This window comes from Halomonas sp. YLB-10, from assembly GCF_003856855.1.
Lineage (GTDB): Bacteria > Pseudomonadota > Gammaproteobacteria > Pseudomonadales > Halomonadaceae > Halomonas > Halomonas litopenaei.
In genome coordinates, this window is record NZ_RRCU01000001.1 from 184,861 (window position 1) to 203,704 (window position 18,844).

14 protein-coding genes are annotated in these 18,844 nt (G+C 54.3%); 2 read left to right on the plus strand and 12 right to left on the minus strand.

Going from position 1 to position 18,844, the window contains the following annotated elements:
* Positions 1-74: 74 nt before the first annotated feature.
* A complete protein-coding gene (locus EBB56_RS00640) occupies positions 75-1,853 on the plus strand; it encodes a DUF726 domain-containing protein (protein ID WP_124802392.1) in 1,779 nt (592 codons plus the stop codon).
* Positions 1,854-1,913: 60 nt separating this feature from the next.
* Here the strand turns inward: EBB56_RS00640 and EBB56_RS21795 are convergent, their stop codons facing one another.
* The 9 genes from EBB56_RS21795 to EBB56_RS00680 all read right to left on the minus strand — a co-directional run bounded on the left by EBB56_RS21795 (position 1,914) and on the right by EBB56_RS00680 (position 14,989).
* Positions 1,914-2,066: a hypothetical protein gene (locus EBB56_RS21795; protein ID WP_185696358.1), complete on the minus strand. Its 153-nt coding sequence runs from the start codon at positions 2,064-2,066 to the stop codon at positions 1,914-1,916.
* Positions 2,067-2,279: 213 nt separating this feature from the next.
* Positions 2,280-2,609 (minus strand): hypothetical protein, encoded by a 330-nt coding sequence (locus EBB56_RS00645; RefSeq protein ID WP_124802394.1) that lies wholly within the window; start codon positions 2,607-2,609, stop codon positions 2,280-2,282.
* A 24-nt stretch (positions 2,610-2,633) separates the two neighbouring features.
* The gene (locus EBB56_RS00650) at positions 2,634-3,605 is read right to left on the minus strand and encodes a restriction endonuclease (RefSeq protein ID WP_124802396.1); all 972 of its coding nucleotides are present in this window, start codon (positions 3,603-3,605) and stop codon (positions 2,634-2,636) included.
* A gap of 64 nt (positions 3,606-3,669) precedes the next feature.
* Complete coding sequence (locus EBB56_RS00655; protein ID WP_124802398.1) at positions 3,670-6,717, minus strand: type III restriction-modification system endonuclease; 3,048 nt, start codon at positions 6,715-6,717, stop codon at positions 3,670-3,672.
* A gap of 88 nt (positions 6,718-6,805) precedes the next feature.
* The gene (locus EBB56_RS00660) at positions 6,806-8,521 is read right to left on the minus strand and encodes an RNA-binding domain-containing protein (RefSeq protein WP_260425258.1); all 1,716 of its coding nucleotides are present in this window, start codon (positions 8,519-8,521) and stop codon (positions 6,806-6,808) included.
* Between the two features lie 4 nt (positions 8,522-8,525).
* The gene (locus EBB56_RS00665; RefSeq protein WP_124802400.1) at positions 8,526-10,418 is read right to left on the minus strand and encodes a site-specific DNA-methyltransferase; all 1,893 of its coding nucleotides are present in this window, start codon (positions 10,416-10,418) and stop codon (positions 8,526-8,528) included.
* A gap of 34 nt (positions 10,419-10,452) precedes the next feature.
* Positions 10,453-11,121, minus strand: a complete 669-nt coding sequence (locus tag EBB56_RS00670) for a DUF4391 domain-containing protein (protein WP_124802402.1) — start codon at positions 11,119-11,121, stop codon at positions 10,453-10,455.
* Positions 11,118-14,483 (minus strand): helicase-related protein, encoded by a 3,366-nt coding sequence (locus tag EBB56_RS00675; RefSeq protein WP_124802404.1) that lies wholly within the window; start codon positions 14,481-14,483, stop codon positions 11,118-11,120. The genes EBB56_RS00670 and EBB56_RS00675 overlap by 4 nt, the downstream gene beginning before the upstream one ends.
* A gap of 215 nt (positions 14,484-14,698) precedes the next feature.
* Positions 14,699-14,989, minus strand: coding sequence for an AlpA family transcriptional regulator (locus EBB56_RS00680; protein ID WP_124802406.1), 291 nt, complete (start codon positions 14,987-14,989; stop codon positions 14,699-14,701).
* Positions 14,990-15,415: 426 nt separating this feature from the next.
* Between EBB56_RS00680 and EBB56_RS00685 the strand changes: the two genes are divergently transcribed.
* On the plus strand, positions 15,416-16,489 hold the full coding sequence (locus tag EBB56_RS00685) for a hypothetical protein (protein WP_124802408.1): 1,074 nt from the start codon (positions 15,416-15,418) through the stop codon (positions 16,487-16,489).
* Positions 16,490-16,642: 153 nt separating this feature from the next.
* Here the strand turns inward: EBB56_RS00685 and EBB56_RS00690 are convergent, their stop codons facing one another.
* The 3 genes from EBB56_RS00690 to EBB56_RS22290 all read right to left on the minus strand — a co-directional run bounded on the left by EBB56_RS00690 (position 16,643) and on the right by EBB56_RS22290 (position 18,545).
* Complete coding sequence (locus EBB56_RS00690) at positions 16,643-16,876, minus strand: hypothetical protein (RefSeq protein ID WP_124802410.1); 234 nt, start codon at positions 16,874-16,876, stop codon at positions 16,643-16,645.
* Positions 16,877-16,975: 99 nt separating this feature from the next.
* Positions 16,976-18,274 carry a YfjI family protein gene (locus EBB56_RS00695; RefSeq protein WP_124802412.1) on the minus strand — a complete coding sequence of 433 codons (1,299 nt, stop codon included), beginning with the start codon at positions 18,272-18,274 and terminating at the stop codon, positions 16,976-16,978.
* A 106-nt stretch (positions 18,275-18,380) separates the two neighbouring features.
* Entirely contained in the window at positions 18,381-18,545 is a 165-nt protein-coding gene (locus EBB56_RS22290; RefSeq protein WP_260425281.1) for a helix-turn-helix domain-containing protein, read from the minus strand.
* Positions 18,546-18,844: the final 299 nt, after the last annotated feature.

The following is an 18,844-nucleotide window of genomic DNA, read 5'->3' on the forward strand; positions in this document are numbered from 1 at the left end:
ATTTCCTGATGGCCGATTTTTATCTTAGCGATCAAAATCTTATCGCTTGACATTTTTCTAGGCAGGAGGAGAGTGTGATTTACTCAGTTCTTCAAGAGAGGGAACTTTCTGAGCGAAAAGCTATCATTAAACTTTTGGGGCTGATGCTTTTTTCTAGCCCGCCGATGAATAAAAAAGAACTGACATTGATAGAAACACTGTGTGAATTTTCCGGTTTTAATGAGCAAGATGTCGCAGCGGCAATGCGCCTCGACATGCGTGAAAATTGGCTGTTCGACGAAGTGATTGATGAGACGCTTTCTGTTGGGTCTCAAAAACTTTTGCTATTCCTTGCCAAACTGTGCGAATTCGGTTTGCATCAAAAGTCAGGATTGTCTCTTTTCTCAGGTGAAAACGAGTACAGCTCCTTCATAAGTAAAAATTTCGAACCCAATATACATTTTGGTGTTAAAGCGCAAGAAAATATTTGCACCTTGGCCAATTCGCTGTGTAAGTCTTCATGTGAAATTTATGACATTATTTATTCTGAAGACCTAGATAAAAAAGAACTTGAAGAGATCCCGGCATCAGAAAAAATCTTCATGCTTAACTCCATCAAACTCTACGAGCTTAGCACCCTGGAAGCTTCTAATTTCGTTCTAATTTTTAATAATAAAATAATGAAGAATCATGAGGGGTCAGCGAGTGGCGCAGAGACAATGTTCCTCAACTATATTCTGGGGGCATTTTATCAAAACTCGGGGGCTTCACAAGACTATATTGAGGATGGCTCTGGATCTTCACATTTAAAGATTGACAAACCTTGGTTAAAAAATTTATTAATGCTAGCCAGTCTTTCTCGTCTAGAAGAAAATGAAGATCCGTTTGATGATATTGATATAAAAAAAATGGCAGATGATCTGGATGTTGATAATAAACTGCTGTCAAGAACAATTCATCCTGCAATCATGAACTACAAAGCAACTTGTATTGAATGTTTTGAACGCTTGCATGATGTGAGTCGTGATGATTACGCTCCTGGGGTCAAGGGGACGGATTACTTGAGAAGGGCTCTTTTTGTTGCCGATATAGCAACAGATTTTGTTCCCGGCGTGGCTGGATTCAAAAAGGTACACAAGCTCGGGAAGAGTGCTAGCAGCTTTGTAGATGACTTCACTGCAGATGAGGAAAGAGCTGCCGAGAAAATTTTTGGGCTACGGAGAGTGTCTCAAATTGACGATACGAAATTTCTTCACATTTGCATTGATGGCTTTATGTCAGAGTCAGCAAAAGGGCAGTTTTCTGATTGGAGGACGTCTCTAGAAACCCGTGAGACATTTGGCTCTATCTTTGGATTTTCATGGCCTTCGAGAAACTTTGACGAATCTGGGATAACTTGCTGGTATGAAGCGGTAGAAAATTCTTATATCTATGGCAATGAGCTTGCCAAACAAATAATTAACGCAAAGACTTTTGCTCCGGACTTAAAGGTGAGACTATACGGACATTCGTTAGGTGGCCGTGTAATTCACAACGCCTTGGTGGCTCTCCTTGGATCAGGTTGTAAAGTTGATCAGGCTTACTTATTTGGTGGGGCGGTATCTCGAAAAGACAAACAGCGCTGGGCTGGAGCTTTGCAGTCAGTAGAAGACCGCGTTTTTAATTTTTATTCAATGAACGACGATGTGCTAAAAAAACTGTACCACACTGCCGAGCTAGGGGATGATCCTGTGGGCCTGGGAGAGATAGAATATTTTAAAACTAAAGGCATTGGAATTTGCGAAGTGGTGAATATAGATGTAACTGAGATTGTGGGTGGGCATACAGAATACAAGTCTAACTTGGTCAGCATTCTAGAGCACTCATCCCTTTGAGAAGTTGAAGTAATGGTTAAAAATAGCTATCTGTTTAAACCTTAAGAGAAGAAGAATTTTTCACTCATGGTCGGTTGGCGCATCTTCTCCAATCAGCGCTGGCCGACCGTCCAACCAAACAACAACATAGTGGCCAAGCCGGCGCTTTCTCTCGATCTCTGCAGCAGCTACTGCTTGAAGGAAGTCCAGCATTTCCTTGGTTTCATGTGTCATGGCGACCTCCCGCCCCTCAGACAAAGAAATGTTGGATGGAGGCGTGACTTGGCGTTTTTTTGACCTATTCTGATTATGCATCCGAGCTGGAACCCTCTGTTGTCATTTGCTTCATATCGCCAACCGGAGATATCTGAGCCGCTTGGGTTCAAGTATTTAAAGATCGGAATGAGCTTGGCTTTTACCCTGGATGCTCTTGGATGGCTTGCCAAATTACTCCGCGAGCCGGCTGGCTTCCTCCGGCGTGACCCACTGCATTCTGAGCTCTTTCTTATTCAGCTTAACCACCCCTTGTGTAGCATTTGGCTGCTCATGCTGAGCACGATAGGTCAAGAGGGAGTCGAGCAACTCCATCAAGTGATACTTGAAACCTGAGTCGTTCAGGGACTTGTAGTGCCCCTCGTTAAGGCACCAGGTCGCTTTCCCCAGCCGGCCATCGTCATCAGCGAAAAATACGACGTCGCCGACTGCCAAGCTATCCGTTAGGTATGTCGATGCTAGTTGGTCTAGCCGACGCTGGTCGAACCCTGAATCATAGCCCATTGAATTTCCTCCAGAGCAGTATTTTTAAAGCAGTACAGGGACATCAGAGAGCCCAAGCCGACTTCGTGTGACAACCGACAAGTTTTGGCAATGTTCAGAGAGCCAATCAACAAAGTCAGCCCCATCCATTATTTGGATGCCATCTTTCTCCGCCAATGCCTTGGTGCTTTCCCCTGAGATCGCTGTCGTGATCAGCCATCGCTGAGCGCCGTCCTCATCAATTGCGGCGAGCTGCCGGATGCCGTGAGATCCAGTAGTACCCTGATGATGCTTTACTTGAATGAGGAGCTTGGTAGGATTGAACCGATCCTTTCGGTAAGCTTCAATGTCAGCATCTGCAATGCCTTCGTAGTGTCGCTTACTGGGCCGGTGAACGTCATACCCTTCCAGCTTCAAGAGCTCCATCACCAGCATTTCCATTCCATTTCCGCCTCCAGAAAGGAAGGTATTTCCTTCTCGGATACGTTCTAGCAGGGTATTCTTGAAAGCTTCAATTGCTTCACTGTTTTCAGCCTCATGCTGGCTATTGATGTTACTGAAACCACCAGATTCCAGCCGCGCATATAGTGTTTCCAGCTCGTCTGAGAACTCATCCAGCGATGCAACGGCCATCCGAATTTTTAGCCGTGTCTCAAGGGCGGTGGAAAGGTCGTCGCGAGGAATCCTTTTGATGGTTCCATCTGGACCCCGCAAGTATTTTGCACCGACGCGGTTTTCTCCATACCCCACATCTAGTCCAAAGCTTTTCTCGCCAGTAGCTCTAGAAAGCAGGATAGCCCGAGCGACGGGCACCACTATCAAGTCTCCGGCACGAATATTAAAGAATCGCCGGATTTGGTTTCCTTTCCTACCAACCTCGATATCTTGGTCACGAAATGCTGCCATCAGTGATTCAGCAGATGAGTGCTCTGAAAAATTCATTTGAGACCAGCCATATCCGGCCTGATCTATTTTTGCTAACTCAAGCGGACTTCTTACCAGTATTATCTTAGCCACAGCACTCTCCTTGTCTCTATCGCGGCATAAGCCAGGCCATGAAAAGGCCTGGCGTCGTTATTCTTTATCGAACCAAATCCATCAGCTTGTCATAGGAATCCACCACGTCGTACTTCACCCTCGCCGTCGCGATAGTGTCGAAAAACTCATTGGCGCACTTTATCTTGGCCTGCTCGATTTCACGCAGCTCCAGCGATGACATGCTGCCCTTGGTCTCGGCCACGAAGTAGACGTGTTTGACGTTATTTTCGTTGAAGGCGATGGCCCAGTCGGGATTGTAGTTGCCCACTGGCGTCGGGATGAAGAAGCTCTTCGGTAGCTTGGCGTAGACCACCACCTCCTTGCCGGTATCGAGCTCTTCAACGAATTCCCGTTCAATTTTGGAATCGGTCACTACGTAGTCATAGACGTGGCGGTTGGCCTTGTAGGCTTGATCCAGCTGGTTCTCCGACTTCTCTATAGTGAAGATTTCCCGACTGTGCTGCTCGTTGAGCGGGTCATAGCTGATGTGCTCGACCACCATGCTGGCCTTCTGCTCGTTGATCAGCCTGGCGGCCTGGGCCATGAAGTCCTCGGGGTTCATCTGGTACTGCTTGAAGGTCTTCGGCTGAATCTTGGAGAGAATCGCCGCGACGGTGCGTCGTGTCAGCTGCGTGGCTTCGGCCAGGCGGCCGATCAGGTCATACTGAACCGCCGAGTGAAGCGAGCCGTCATGCTTGACCCGCTCGCTCTCATCGACGGTGAAGGCCTGCCCACTTGTCATGTCCTGGTAGCTGGCTTCCGCCTTCTGGGTGCCACGTTCCACCTGATACTCCAGGCGCTTCACCTTGAGCTTCAGATCAAGGTAGCCCACGCATTTCCCAATCAGTTCGTTGGAATCGAAGCTGACGGAGTAGGCTGCCTTGCGGTTAATGCGCTCCCAGAGCTCCTGGAATTCCTTCTTGTGGAAGTTGTCATTGAGCGGGTTCAGCTTGGCTTTGCGGCCATCCTCAATGTGCGGCAACTGGGCGTTGCTGAAGACGCTGTCGATCAGCTGGAAGACCTGCTGCGCATGGGGCTGCAGCGCCTCTGGCAGCTCGGCCAGGGTCCCGTCCTCCTTGGCCTGGTGGTAGTCATCAGTGATGTGATCAGCGTTATCCGTGTAGTCGTTCTTGAGCAGGTAGCGGTAGATCTCCTTGGCCATGGCGGGCGTGACTTCTACCTCTCCCTCATCTGACACGAGCAGCTTGCCGGTGAAGTAGGCCTCATCGGCGACTCGCGGGCGCTCGGAGAGATCCTTGCTGATGTCGCGCTGCAAGGCGGTGACGAAGTCTTTATAGCTCTCGCTGGCGACCACCGTCAGCTCGTTGATGTCGTGCACCGTCATGGGATCGTCCATGCGGTCCCCTAGCTGGTTGACCGCGAGACGCAGACCCCGGCCCACTTCCTGGCGCCGGGAGATGGTGTTGTCACTATGCTTCAGCGTGCAGATGACGAACACGTTGGGATTGTCCCAGCCCTCCCGCAGTGCGGAGTGGGAGAAGATGAATCGCGTGGGCTCCTCGAAGGAGAGCAGGCGTTCCTTGTCCTTCAATATCAAGTCGTAGGCATCGACATCGTCCGTCTCAGTCGAGCGGGCCTTGGTCTTGGGATCGATGAGGCGCTTGGACTTTTTGTCGATGGAGAAGTAGCCGTTGTGGGTGTCCGAGGCGTTGATGCCCTTCAGGTAGCGGTTGTACTCGCTGTCCTCAAGGGTCAGCACCTGGTTGAGCTGCTGGTTGTATTCCTCCTCGAAGATCCGGGCGTACTCGCCCAGTACCTCGCCGCCTTCATCGTACTGGCGATACTTGGCCACCTCATCGATGAAGAACAGCGTGAGAACTTTGACGCCCTGGGAAAACAGCAGCTGTTCCTTCTTGAAGTGCGCCTTGACCGCCTCACGGATCTGAATCTGGCGCAGCGCCTTCTCGGTGACGTCGACGGTCACCTCCCCGGCGGTTAGCTCGACGCCGTTGATGAAGCTGAGCTGGTCCACCCGGGCGTCAATGTCCGAGACGACGAAGCCCTTGTATTGGTCCAGCCCACCCGAGAGTTCATGCAGGTTGTCACCCTTGCCCAGCTTGCGGCGCTTTCGCTTCACGCCACTGGCTGACTTCTCCTCATACTCGACCCAGGCGACAGGGGGCTTGTTCTTGGCCGTCTCGATGTTCTCGAGGTAGAGATAGGCATCGGTGCCGGTGAGGCCCTTGGTGGTAACACCGTGCACCGAGATCTTCTTCACCAGTTTCTGGTTGTAGGCGTCCAGGGCATCCAGGCGGTGGATCTTGTTATAGGTCGTCTTGTGGGTCGCCGAGTAGCGCACGATGAACAGGGGGTTGAACTCGCTCAGTGAGCTGAGCGTCTTGCCCCCTTCCATCTTCTGCGGCTCATCGAGGAACAGGATCGGGCGATTGGCCTTGATAACGTCGATGGGACGCCGCGACTGGAAGTCGTCCAGCTCATCGTAGATGCGGCGGTTATCGGCGCCACGGGAGTTGAAGGCCTGCACGTTGATGACCATCACACTGATGCCGGCATCCGAGGAGTAGCTTTCCAGGTTGTGCAGCTGCTTCGAGTTATAGATGAAGAAGCGCGCCTTCTCCCCGTAGCTCTCCAGGAAGTGGTCAGCGGTGATCTGGAGCGACTTGTAGACTCCCTCTCGGATAGCGATGCTGGGCACCACCACGATGAACTTGCTCCAGCCGTAGCGTTGCTTCAGCTCGAACATGCTCTTCAGATAGACGTAGGTCTTGCCGGTACCGGTCTCCATCTCCATATCCAGGTTGATGGGACAGCCAGTCTTGTCGTCTTTCTTCAAGCTATCGGAAACCGGGAGGTTCTGACGGCGCTGAATGGTCTTGATGTTATTCAGCAGCTCAAACTCCGTCAGCTCCAGCGCGGCATTCTTGAAACCGGCGTCGTCGGGGTCTGGGGAAGCATACATATCCCGCTGCAGCGGCTGTGCCAGGGGCGCGGCCTCGCCCGGGTCGATACGGTAGCGGATACCGCTGCTAAAGGGCTGGCCAGCAAAGCAGTCCGCCAGCGCCTCGACCGCCCGTGTCTGGTATTCCTGGGTCTTGAACTTGAGCTTCATGGCCTTCCTTTCTGCACCGGCATCGGAGCCTGCAGAAAGGGCTCACGATGCTTTAATTTTAAAATCAACAACTTAAATAGAACTTCTTTCAGTCTCTTTCTGCAGAGCCGCCGTTTCTTTCTGCAGAGCTTTCTGCATCAGCCTCTGTCAGCCGCCATTCCGGCGCACCGCGGCTGCCAGCATTACGGATCTGGCCGGCTCGGCGCAGCTTGGTCAGAATGTTACCGACCTTAGCCTTCTTTTTTGGCTCATCCAGGGCATCGCTGAGCTTGTCCCACAGCAGGGTGTCGATCTCCTGACGGCTGGCGGAACCGAACTTGGCCAGGTAGTCGGTCACCAGCTTGGCGTAGAAGGCGTCATCCTGCCCGCGGGTGTGAATGTACTGGGCCTTGGTCGCCGTTGCGGTGGCAATCTCGGCGGAGACGCGCAGATTGGGCTGCCGGCCTTCGATCAGCTTGGCGCGGCGCAGGCGACTCGCCATCTCCTTGTCGAGTGGCAGCTGTTTCTGCACGCGATCCAGGGCCAAAATCTCCTGCAGAGAGAGCTCGGTCTTCTTGATCAGCATGCGTGTGTAGGCCGGATCGACGATGCTGCCATAGATCGTCAGCCGCACCCGGGCGGGGTCGGTCACGTCATAGTCCGGCATGGGGAGATAGCGCTTCGCCTGCCCCAGATGCATCTCGTGGATGCCGTAGCCCATGGTGTCGATCATGTTCAGCTCGACCATGGCATTGACCAGGAAGGGGTTGCGGTAGTGCATCGGTGTCTTGTGACCGGTGACATAGTCTTCCGGCCTGCCCTCGAAGAATGCACCAGCGTTTTCCAGAATGAGCCGGTCCGGCTCTTCGGTGACCAGGACCCGGCCGTTGCGGGTGTAGTCCTGGTGGGCAATGCAGTTGTGCAGCGCCTCCAGTACGATCCGCTGGTCATACTTGGCCAGCTCCACGCCCAGTAGCTGGTCCTCCGGCAGGATTCGCACCTGCACGTTGCGGATCTGCTGGTACAGCCACGTCGTAGCCAGCAGGAACGGCGGGCCGAAGTGCTGGTAGGCCCGCTCCGGCCCTTCCAGCTTCCAGGTCAGCTGAGCGGGATGGGGAGATAGCAGCGGTACCGCCTCCTCCTTGCCCAGCAGCAAGAGGGCCGCCCGGGTCACCTTGCCATCCAGCGTCAGCTTGGCGCGATCCAGGAAGGTGGCCAGCGGCCACCCCATCACCTCGCCGGGCTCGAAGCGGTTGGCGTACTTCTTGGCAAAGGATTCTCGGGCCTTGCTGACCGCCTCAGGGTCGAGATGGTCGTGCGTGGCATTCGGTACCAGTTGCACGGACCAGTCGGTGGCATCGGTCTGTCGTCGGATCGTATCTAGCTTGTCCAGGCCAAGGCTGGTCAGGCTCTCCCCAGCGCGAGCGTAGTAATGCCCCAGCCAGGCGATGGGCATGCCCATCGGCGCGGCCGGAATCTCGAACAGCAGCACCCGCCCTTCCGGCGTTTCCAGCTCGTGGATGTCACGGAAGGTGATACTAGGCTCGGTGCCGTCGGCGATCTGCATCTTGAGCTTATCGAGCTCGCCGAGGGATTGGCGGTACTCGGACCCCAGGATGCGCCGGGTCTTGTCGTCGATGCCAAAGACCAGCCAGGCGCTTTCGCAGGCACGCAGATTGGCCTCGTTGGCCAGCGCCGAGAGGTACTTGCCGAGATCCGAGGTGGAGAAGCCCTTGCCACCGCGCTTGAACTCGACCACCTCGCTCTCCCAGCGCTCGATCAGGGAGTGGAGCAACTGCTTCAGCGCCTGCTCGTCCATGCTCATGGGCCTAGATCACCTTGACGTCGGTATTGGGCGACTTCTGAGCGAAGATCTGCTCGACGTTGATCTTGACGCTGTCGCTGGCAAAGCCGGCATCGCGGAACACCACGCGCAGCGGCTCGTACTCGGCGAGCTGCTTGACGAAGGCCTCGTCGATATCGAGGTCGAAGCAGGCGGCCAGGGCCATATGCTTCTCGGCCCCGTCGACGAGGAAGATGGTTTTCCCGTGGAGCTCCTGGCGGGAGACGGGAAGCGAAAGGTCTACGCCCCAGCCCAGTAGGACCTGGAAGAGCAGGTCTTCTGAACTCCGTCCCTCGCGGATATTGTCGATACTTTCAGCCAGCAGGCCCTGGCTCAGCTCGTCCGGCGAATAGTGAGTTTCTCGCATGTTTGACGAGTCAATCTTCATGACGCGAAAGCCAAGATCGAGAGAACTAGCCTTTTGGTCATCTGCTTCTGATGAAATCTCTTTGGCGTAATTCTTAATACGCTTAGCCCCCATCTCAAAGATTGAACCAAGCTCGGGCTCAGGCTTGGGCAGCGGCTCGGGAATTTGCACCCCGATGAAGCGGCGCTTCCCTCCATCCTCATAATTCTGCTTTAGCACTGCGTGAGCTGTCGATGCGCTTCCGCTAAAGAAGTCAAGCACAATATCGTTGCCATCAGGCGATGTGGATAGCTGCAAGATCCTCTGTATCAGCTCAACTGGCTTGACTGAATTGAGAACATTTTCTGTCTCTTGGAAATCAACATACTTCAATAGCGTCTTTTTCGCGTCTTGAGTATGCCCAACTTCGCTATATGGCCAGATGGTCTGCGGAGTCCTTCCTTGCTTGACTTCGGACAGAAATCTTTTTAGCCGGGGCATATTGTTCCCATCCTCCCCCCACCAAATTCTGTTGTCAGCATTTAGCTTATGGAAGCTCTCTTCACTTATGCTCCAATATCTTCCTCTGGGTGGTCCTTCAATCACTCTCCCTGAAGGGCATGTGACTGAATAAAGCCCAGCATCATAGCGATTTCTCGCCGTTAGATTGTCAGACTGCCAAACTCCCCTTGAATCATTGTCTGGATTTTTATAGCGTGCAATCATTTCCTCTGTCTGAGGAAGCATGTTTGGAGCCCATGAATCTTTGTCTTTAGCGTAAACTAGCAGATAATCATGGTCCTCAGAGAACCATTTGGCGCTATTTTTTGGGGAAAAAACTTTCTGCCAGATTATTTGTGCAACAAAGTTCTCACCGCCAAAAACTTCATCACACAGCTTTCTAAGGTTATCAACCTCATGATCATCAATGGAAATGAAGATCACGCCGTTATCGCACAAAAGGTTCTTTGCCAGCCGCAACCGGGGGTACATCATAGATAGCCAGTCCGAATGGAATCGCCCATTGGCTTCGGTGTTGGCAACTAACCGGCCACCTTGCTCATCACGCTGCCCGGAAGAATCAAGGTAGTCGTCAAAGGACTCGCGGTAGTCATCGTCGTAGATGAATTCACGCCCTGTATTGTAGGGCGGGTCGATATAAATTAATTTGACCCTGCCTAGGTAAGTTTCCTGAAGAAGCTTGAGTGCCTCAAGGTTATCCCCTTCAATGAAAAGGTTCTTCGTGGTATCGAAGTCCACACTCTCTTCGCGACAGGGGCGCAGTGTCTTGGCAATCGGCGCATTGGCCGCAAGCAGGGCCTCCCGCTTGCCGGGCCAGTTGAGATGGTAACGTTCCTTGGGCCCTTCGACGATATGATCGGAGAGCTCCTGGCGTAGCTGGTCGAAGTCGATGGCTTGCTTCACTCGCCCCTGCTCATCCCGCGCCTCGGAGACACAGCTGGGGAACAGCTCGGCCAGCTTGGCGATACTGTCCTCAGTCAGGTTAGGGGAGTGCATCTTCAGCTTGTCCATGGTGTCGCTTGTCTCCGGACCTCTGCGGTCGTGATTAGATGTCATAGTCAGCAATTTTCTCACGGATCGAGCGCAATTCGGCGTTGATCTCGACCTTGCGGTTGAACTGTTTCTCGTTGCGCAGGCGCTTCTCGAGCTTGTCGGCATCCCTCTTGAGGGATTCCACGGCCTTGAGCCGTTCCAACTGATCCGGCAAGGCTTCGCCCTGACGCGACGGCGTTGGGAGCAGGCTCCGCAGAAGCTGCTGGTAGAGCTGCTTCAGGTCGATGGCCGTGGGCAGCGGTTGACGGGGCGACTCGGCTGGCAGCCAGTCACTGCTGGCATAGTGGTCATCAAGCACCCATTTGCTGGGGTCGGCCTGGCTTGGCCGCTTGTAGGCGGCGGTGACACGGATGCCGCGGGTGCCATGTAGCTCGAACAGGATCGGAAAAGGTATGGCACGGTCGATGGCCCGCAGCACATCTCGATGCAGGTCTTCGCCCTTGAGCGTGATCACGAAGACCTGCAACTCGGGCACGTCGTCAGTGCCAGGCAAGTTGATCGTGTTATGGGCCAGCTTGGCATGCCAGGTGATCTGGGCGACGTCGTCTCGCAGTCGCTCCCTGAGCTTAGCGGTGGCCCGCACATGCGCCAGGATGCGCTGCTTGGCTACCACGCGGTCGAGCAGCGTCTTGGTGGGGTACTGGTACAGCGGTGCCGTCATGCCTCTTTCTCGCTTTCTCCGCTGGCCGCATGACGCTCCGTACCCATGTCTGTGGCTGAGCCTGCCTCACGAATGACGATAAAGGTGATCAGCTCGAAGTCGTCGAGCCCTTCAATGGTATCGACCAGTGCCGTGGTCTCGCCACCGCTGAACAGGCTGTCGATGTCCTTGTCCTCCTTCACCTCGATCATCGAGCGGATGGCCTCATCCAGTAGCGCCGAATAGTCGTGCATCTCACGGCCGTCTTGAGTTTCCTCGTTGAAGGCACGATAGACAGCTTCGACGGGGGCGCTCAGCCCCTTGCAGGCGGTGCGTGCCAGGTCGAGCAGGCGCTTGACCTCGGTGTAGTCGCTGATCACCTCGCCGGTGTGGCTGATGTAGACCAGGTAGAAGGGATGCAAGCGGTTCTGCTGCTGCAGCGTACTGCCTTGATGGCCTACCCGCTGATTGAGGTTACGCAGCGTGAAGATGACACCAGGCTGCAGGCCCTTCTCGGGGCGAGCCGGCACGACGGTATGCAGCCCGTTGGGAATTCGGCTCAGGTCGCCGTTCTCCTTCATGTACCCCAGCAGGTCCATGCGGAATTCATTCAGGCCCAGATCGGTGATCGACACGCCGGACTTGAGGTCCTCCATCTCCACCACTTCGTCCTGCATCCGGCGAAGCTGCTCTCGCCGGTAAGCGACGTCGTTGGACTGAGCGTTGAGCACGTTGTCGTCGCCGGTGGCGGTGACGTCGGCGATCACCATGCGGTTCTCGACGCGCTCCTTGAGATTGATGTACTCATCCAGGCTGATATCCGGCCAGTAGTTGACCAGCTGGATGCTGGCGTTGGGCGAGCCGATCCGGTCGATACGCCCGAAGCGCTGGACGATGCGCACCGGGTTCCAGTGGATGTCGTAGTTGATCAGGTAATCGCAGTCCTGCAGATTCTGGCCTTCCGAGATGCAGTCGGTCCCGATCAGGATATCCAGCTCGCGGGGCTCATCGGGGTACACCACGTCCTTGCTCTTGGCCTGAGGGGCGAACAGCGTCAGCAGGCCCTGGAAGTCGTAGTGCTGGCGACTGTTGGGCATGGCCCCGATGGTAGACTTCGGTGCAGCGCTGCCGGTCACCAGGCCGGTGTGCACGCCCTGGCTCTCCAGCAAGCCAGGCGCCAGATTGTCATAGAGGTACTTGGCGGTATCTGCGAAGGCGGTGAAGATCATCACCTTGCGGTTGCCGGGGTTGATCGGCGAGACGAGCTTGCTGGCGATCTGCGTCTTCAGGTGCTGCAGTTTGGCATCGTCGGCCGGAGTGATCTTCGCCATTTCCTCCAGCAGCAGCTCGATCCACACCAGGTCATTGTTCAGATCATGCTCCCAGGACGGCAGGTCCATATCCTCCAGGCTGATCTGGACCTTTTTACCTACCGTGGCATCGCCAGGCATGGGAATGCTGTCGTCGTCAGGGTCGGCATCTTCGAAGGACGCGGCGATATCGGCGAAGCCACCCGAACGGCCGGTGCGCTTGAAGGCCTCAATCTTCTCTAGGAGGTTGGTATGGCTATCCTGCAGCCCTTCTAGTGTCAGGCGAAACGCCGCCACCGAGCTCTCCAAACGCTTGAGCAGGTTGGTCGTCATCAGGGCCTGCAGGCTCTTCTCCCGGTCCACCTGCTTGAAGCTTCCTCCCCCGCTGGACACTTCAGTGTCGTACATCTCCTCGTACTTCTTGAGGCGGCTGGGCAGGATGTAGCTGATCGGGGCGTAGACCGAGAGCTTGAGCTGGGAGAGTTGCCGGAAAATCTCGTTGAAGCCAATCACGCCAGACCGGTGGGTGAGCGGGCAGTGAAACGAGAGCGGCTTGCGACGCTCCGGGAAGCTGCCGATATCACTAGTGTCGTAGAAGGTTTCGATATGCCGGCGTGAGCGAGCGATGGTGACGCTGTCCAAGAGCTCGAAGAAGTCGAAGTCCAGCGCCTGCAGGATGGCACCCGTGGTGCGCTTCTCGGGCGGGAGCGCCGACCACTCGTTGAAGGTCGCCTGGGCGCGGCGGAAGATACCCTCGATGTCTTGGGCTCCGCTGAGATGGCGCGTCAGGTTCTCGGCTTCGCCCTCGTAGGCCAAGGCCAGCTGGTTCTTGAGGTCGTTGAAGCGGTTATTGACCGGCGTAGCCGAGAGCATCAGCACTTTGGTCTTCACACCGGCACGGATGACCTGATTCATCAGCTTCTGGTAGCGCGTCTCGCGATCCTTGTAGACGTCGTTGTTGCGGAAGTTGTGCGACTCGTCTATTACCACCAGGTCATAGTTGCCCCAGTTGACGCGGTCCAACGGCATGCCGAAGGATTCCCCACGAGTGCGCTGCAGGTCGGTATGGCAGAGCACGTCATAGTTCAGACGGTCCTGGGCCAGCACGTTGGTGGTCAGGTTACGGTTGTAGGTCAGCCAGTTGTCCGCGAGCTTCTTGGGGCACAGCACCAACACGGAGCGGTTACGCAGCTCGTAGTACTTGATGACCGCCAGGGCGGTAAAGGTCTTCCCGAGCCCCACGCTGTCGGCCAGGATGCAGCCATTGTAGGTCTCCAGCTTGTTGATGACGCCGGTGGCCGCGTCGCGCTGGAAGTTGAACAGCTTCTGCCAGATGACGCTGTCCTGGTAGCCGGTGCGGTCGTTGGGCAGCACGTCCTCGCTGATGTCTTCCAGGAACTCGTGGAAGATGTGGTAGAGCATCAGGAAGTAGATCCGCTCCGGTGGGTTCTCCCGGTAGACCGAGGCGATATGCTCGCGCAGCCGTTCAGTGACATCCTCGAGCTTCTCCTCGTCCTGCCACAGCTGGTCAAAGAGGGCCATGAACTGTGAGGTGTGGGCTGGCTCGCTGAAGCGGGTGACGAAGTTGGAGACAGCGTTGCCCTGCTGGTAACCCAGATCCACCGCCGTGAAGCCTTGCAGCGGCATATAGACAGTGTCGCCGCCTGAAGCTGCAACGCCGGCAAAGGGCTGCATGGCCGCTTGGCCCCGATTGGAGCGGAAGCAGGCTTTGCGGCGCATCCAGTCGGCACACTCTCGGGCGATGGCCCGTTGAGTCAGCTTGTTCTTGAGTTGGATCTCGAACTCGCTGCCGTGGACGCTACGCTCACGCTCCGCCTTGGGAATATGGAACTCCCGGTGCTCCTTGCGAAACTTGTCGCTGGCTTGGTCAGGAACGAAGGTGGGTGAGGTGAAAATGAACTCGACCGAATCCAGCGCCTCCAGCTCATCCTTGAGCGCCTCGTAGGCGTAGATCGAGAAGCAGGAGGCCGCGATCTTGAGACGGGCACCGGGCCGCAGGATATCCTTCAGGTCGTCGCCGAGCAGCCGGCTGACGTTGTCGATGATCTCCACGGTATCGCTCTCCCTGCAATCTATGGCCGTGCTCAATGACGGGCTGGTCACCCCAGCTCTTTATAGCCTTGAGCTTATAGGAATAGCCCAGCAGCATAAACGTGGTGGGGCGAGCCAAGCCCCTACTCCTGCCCATGCTCCCGGGTGCCCCGTGTATGAAGCCGCCATTGACCAAGGCAACACGGCTGGGACAGGCACACATGCTCCGGTGAAGGTCATGAGCGGTGACTAGCCAGTTGATCCAGCCAGGCCTCCACTTCGTCCTCCAACCATGCCACTGCTCTGCTGCCCAGCTTGATCTGCTTCGGAAATGTGGGATCGAACGCTGCTGACCCTGGGTCCAGCTTGCTGTAGATAGAAGATCTTGATAGCCCAACCCTGGCCGTCAACTCCTTGATGCGCAGCATTTTTTTGGACTTAGGCCTGATTTCTGACTCCCGTGCGCTTCCATGGTCGGCTTGAAAATGACGTGCATTCAGTGTCTTGGCGCCTTCCTTGATGGTCATGGGCATCTCTATCACTCCTCTCTGAGCTGATGTATAAGCGAACACCCGAACCATCGCATTGCGCCGAGATTGAAGCCTTAGTGCCACTTAATGGCATCATGCCAACAAGCAGAATCATTGACATTACAGAAAAATCATGCCCCAGGACAAGTGACTCAAAAGCCATACGAAGGCGAATACTCCAGGCCGGTCGACAGAGGCAATGCTGTCGACCGGCCTGAAGAGCATGGACTCATGGAGGAGTTGGCGGAAACGATCGCGTGCGTCGACGCAATGGGTGGCATCACCAGGTAGCTTTCGGCTATCAACGTCGTCTGTCGGGCTACGCCCCGCGTCTTCAAGAAACCGGGCAAAGGGCCACATTTGTCCACATCGAGCGCCAAGGCTAATGATACCCTGCTTGTAAAGCTTCCCTGGAGATGCCCGATGGACCCGGTAAGGTTAACCAGCCAGTTTACTCCCGCCCCCTCCTCCTTGTTCACAGCGTCAGCCCCTTCGGATTGCCACTGGGCGGTATTCGCTATCGAACTTGTGCAACAGGCTAAAGCAGTAACAGAACGCATATTCGCCTTGACGGGCCCCGCCAGTCCGGCTGCTCGTGAGTACCAGCTGCGCAAGGTTTTCGAGGAGATCGAAGTATACAGCGTCGACCCTCGCGGAGATTGGGATCAGGAACTGTCGATCCAGCAGGGAAAACGCGCCATCGACAACCAACTGACCCACCACGGAGACATTGCGCTTCGCCAGGCCGTATTCGTCGTCTATAGCTGGGTGAAAAACCTTTCACCACTGGTCTCGATGAACAGAGAATGGACAAGCGCCGTCACGGCATCTCTTGCACCCACGGTCACTGCCCTAAAGCATGCCAATCGTCACCTGGCAATGTTGGAGGCCCTCAAGAACCTGGAAGGCAAGCACTACGGCGTTCGTGCTAGCAAGGGCGGCCATGCTCGACATGCCCGTCCCTCCAACAAGGATACCACCTTGCTCCTCAGCACCATGGTCAAGGGCCTGCTGTACAATAACCCCAATTGGGAAAAGCGCGACCGCACCGAGGTAGCCGATAAACTAGCGGAGCGCATCTTTGCGGCAAATTACGAATACCAGTTGCTCGATATCTCCAGCTTGAAGGACCTTCAAGCTGAACTCCGAGACATCGTTCACTCACTGCGTGAGAAACAACAAAGAGCCAGCGAGCACCAGAGTAGACGGCGCGGCCTGGCCTATTCACTACGTCATGAGTTTCCCCGCATCGAAAAGAATCAACAACTGGAAGGTGAGGCAGCACTGACACAGGGACGAATTGAGGGCGTGAGAACCGTACTAATACAACAACTACAACTCCGCTTTGGCGAGCTCCCTAAGGAGATTGAGGCATTCATGAGCCAGTTGAGCGATTTAGATGCATTGCAACAGTATCTAGTCCGCCTCCCCAATGCCAAGTCGCTGGAAGACATTGTACCTTACCAACCGGAAGGCGAAACTAACCAGGCCAACTAACTCTCTTTAACACACTCAACAAAACCTTCAGAAAAGGTCGCCCACCCAATTATTTTTGGGCGGGCACTTTTCTTAAATATAGAAAAACCTTATAGAAACCAAAAACCAGCAGAGAAAAATTAATTTAATTGTTTATCATAAAAACCACATCCATCACATTTTATCGCCGAAGGTAGGCCCCATCTCATACCGAGACTTTATCATCCCCTGGCCCACCATAAACTCTTGATCCTCAAAGAGCGGCAACTCTTCAAGGTAATAAACCCCTCCATTCTTGATTTCCGGCTCACCGGGACCAATAACCGTATCTTTAAAAACCATCTGCTTGCTACGTGGCAGTTCTTGGAGATGCCCCAAGCGCTTCAAAATAGTAAGCGCAGCCTTCATCTTATCTTTTTTACGCAACTTCGGGTGCGTTCTCTTTTTGATATCAGAGACAACAAACCGATACTGATCGTTTTGATAGTCGGCAAATTTCCTTATATCCTACACCAGACGATTTCCAAGTGTCACAATTTCAGGCTCACCTGCAACATGGTCTAGATAATGCCGAGAGTAGTGGCGAACTAAGCGATAGGCATATGTAAGTATATCGGTGTCTATACTTCCACTATCACCCTCAAAAGCATGAACGATCCCTGCAACTCTAGTAATGTTATCCATTAGCTTAGAGGCATGACCTTCAGCATGATAATAAATTTGATCCGGCAACATCTCCTGCTCAATATGCCGGTACATTTTTCTCCATAAGCTTTTGGCGTTAGCTGTAAAAGTGAGAACACGGCGTGGACATTGATTGTCACGTGACTCTCTTGATTCGAGTAACTCTAGTGACTCTAATAAAAGTTCACGTAGGCGATCCTGAAATGGAGCGATATCAGCATCAGAAAGCTTAGCTGGAATCTCGTCACGATGCCCGACCATGGGAGTCGGATAGACAAACAGGAAGCGGGCCAAGAAGCCACTACCATGGGCATCATCGCCTCGCTTTTCCAGAAAGCGCTGAATGATGTCTGGCTGTATCATGAGTGATGCGGTTAAGCGTGCATCATCTAGCATGAAGGATTCGCTAGTACGCCTAGAAACAGAAATAGGAGATCCGCTCCATAGCGCGTTAAAAAGATAAAGATCTTCAAACGCCTTACCGCTGAAGAGACTACCGGCCTCGCTCGACAACAGGCATCCAATGGGAATATTGGTGTAAAGCCCGTAGGTTAGAGCGCTGGGTGTCGTATTCTCATAAATCAAGCGATAGTCTTTGGGTGATACCGGCCTTATTTTATCGTGCTTGGCCAAGCGCTTCTCTAAACCTTCCGTTTCCAGCTCTTCATCGAATGCCTTGATCATCTTTTTTCTTAATACTTTTTCCTTATCCTGCCAATTCTTCAGTTCACGAGAGTAATCCTCCTGCAGCCGCTTTCGCTCAGTTTCTTTTTCGTTCTGCAGCTTACGGATTGGCCCGAAGAACCAGCCCTCCAGTGCCGTTTTGCGCTCGCCACTGTTAGCTGCAACCAGCAGCATGAGGGAGGTGGGTACGCGATGACCGTTGGGATACTCCACATCCACCATCCCCTGGCATGCGGTGGCCATCGCTCCCAACGCAACCGACACCGCCATCTCATAAGCAACCTGGACATGGTCACTGACGGCCACTACCGCCGATTCAAACCGAGAACCTTCACGAAAGTGCGGCCATTCGCTCTCAATGGCTGGGATCTCGCACTGTGCTTCTGGCAGGCTCAAAGAAGCCTGCACTTCATCAATCATCCGATTCATATCATCCATGACTGTCCCAATCCGTGCTATTTTTGCGAGAAATTGCAATTCTAGCACAAATTCAGACAGTCACTCCCCTTTCTACTCCTCCTATCGCTCTCGCTGTGCTTTATGGCTAATGATCGGAACCTAGCTCTTTTAGGCCCCGTTCCAGCAGGGTCCTGGCGGGGCCCGACGGCCGGCGGCGTCCCTGCTCCCAGTCCTGATAGGTCCGAGAGCTGATACCCAGCTTGTGGGCGAATGCTTTCTGAGACATGTTCAGGCGAAGGCGAAGCGCCATGACCTCTATGATCAACTCCTCAACCGAAGCAGGGCCTAGCTCGCTTGATGATGGCTGGCTCATCCCACCGGAAAGGGGGAATGAGTTATGCCTTACAGATAGATTCGTAGCACAGGCTGTTTTTTTTAACCTTGCCGGCACTTCGGCCATTGCTTGGGGGACTGGTGCCGTTCCGATAGCTACTTGGTGGGGTTGGGGTTCTCGAGAGCTTTTGAGATGGGGATGCTGTTCTTCGAACCAGCGAAGCCATCGATCACTGTAGGAATCGCTCATATTGAGCCTCCTTTGTAAGGAAACGG

Coding starts and splice junctions, on each gene's coding strand:
- EBB56_RS21795 (WP_185696358.1), bottom strand. CDS start 2,066: ATGACACATGAAACCAAGGAAATGCTGGACTTCCTTCAAGCAGTAGCT.
- EBB56_RS00645 (WP_124802394.1), bottom strand. CDS start 2,609: ATGGGCTATGATTCAGGGTTCGACCAGCGTCGGCTAGACCAACTAGCA.
- EBB56_RS00655 (WP_124802398.1), bottom strand. CDS start 6,717: ATGAAGCTCAAGTTCAAGACCCAGGAATACCAGACACGGGCGGTCGAG.
- EBB56_RS00660 (WP_260425258.1), bottom strand. CDS start 8,521: ATGAGCATGGACGAGCAGGCGCTGAAGCAGTTGCTCCACTCCCTGATC.
- EBB56_RS00665 (WP_124802400.1), bottom strand. CDS start 10,418: ATGGACAAGCTGAAGATGCACTCCCCTAACCTGACTGAGGACAGTATC.
- EBB56_RS00670 (WP_124802402.1), bottom strand. CDS start 11,121: ATGACGGCACCGCTGTACCAGTACCCCACCAAGACGCTGCTCGACCGC.
- EBB56_RS00680 (WP_124802406.1), bottom strand. CDS start 14,989: ATGACCATCAAGGAAGGCGCCAAGACACTGAATGCACGTCATTTTCAA.
- EBB56_RS00685 (WP_124802408.1), top strand. CDS start 15,416: ATGGACCCGGTAAGGTTAACCAGCCAGTTTACTCCCGCCCCCTCCTCC.
- EBB56_RS00690 (WP_124802410.1), bottom strand. CDS start 16,876: ATGAAGGCTGCGCTTACTATTTTGAAGCGCTTGGGGCATCTCCAAGAA.
- EBB56_RS00695 (WP_124802412.1), bottom strand. CDS start 18,274: ATGGATGATATGAATCGGATGATTGATGAAGTGCAGGCTTCTTTGAGC.
- EBB56_RS22290 (WP_260425281.1), bottom strand. CDS start 18,545: ATGGCGCTTCGCCTTCGCCTGAACATGTCTCAGAAAGCATTCGCCCAC.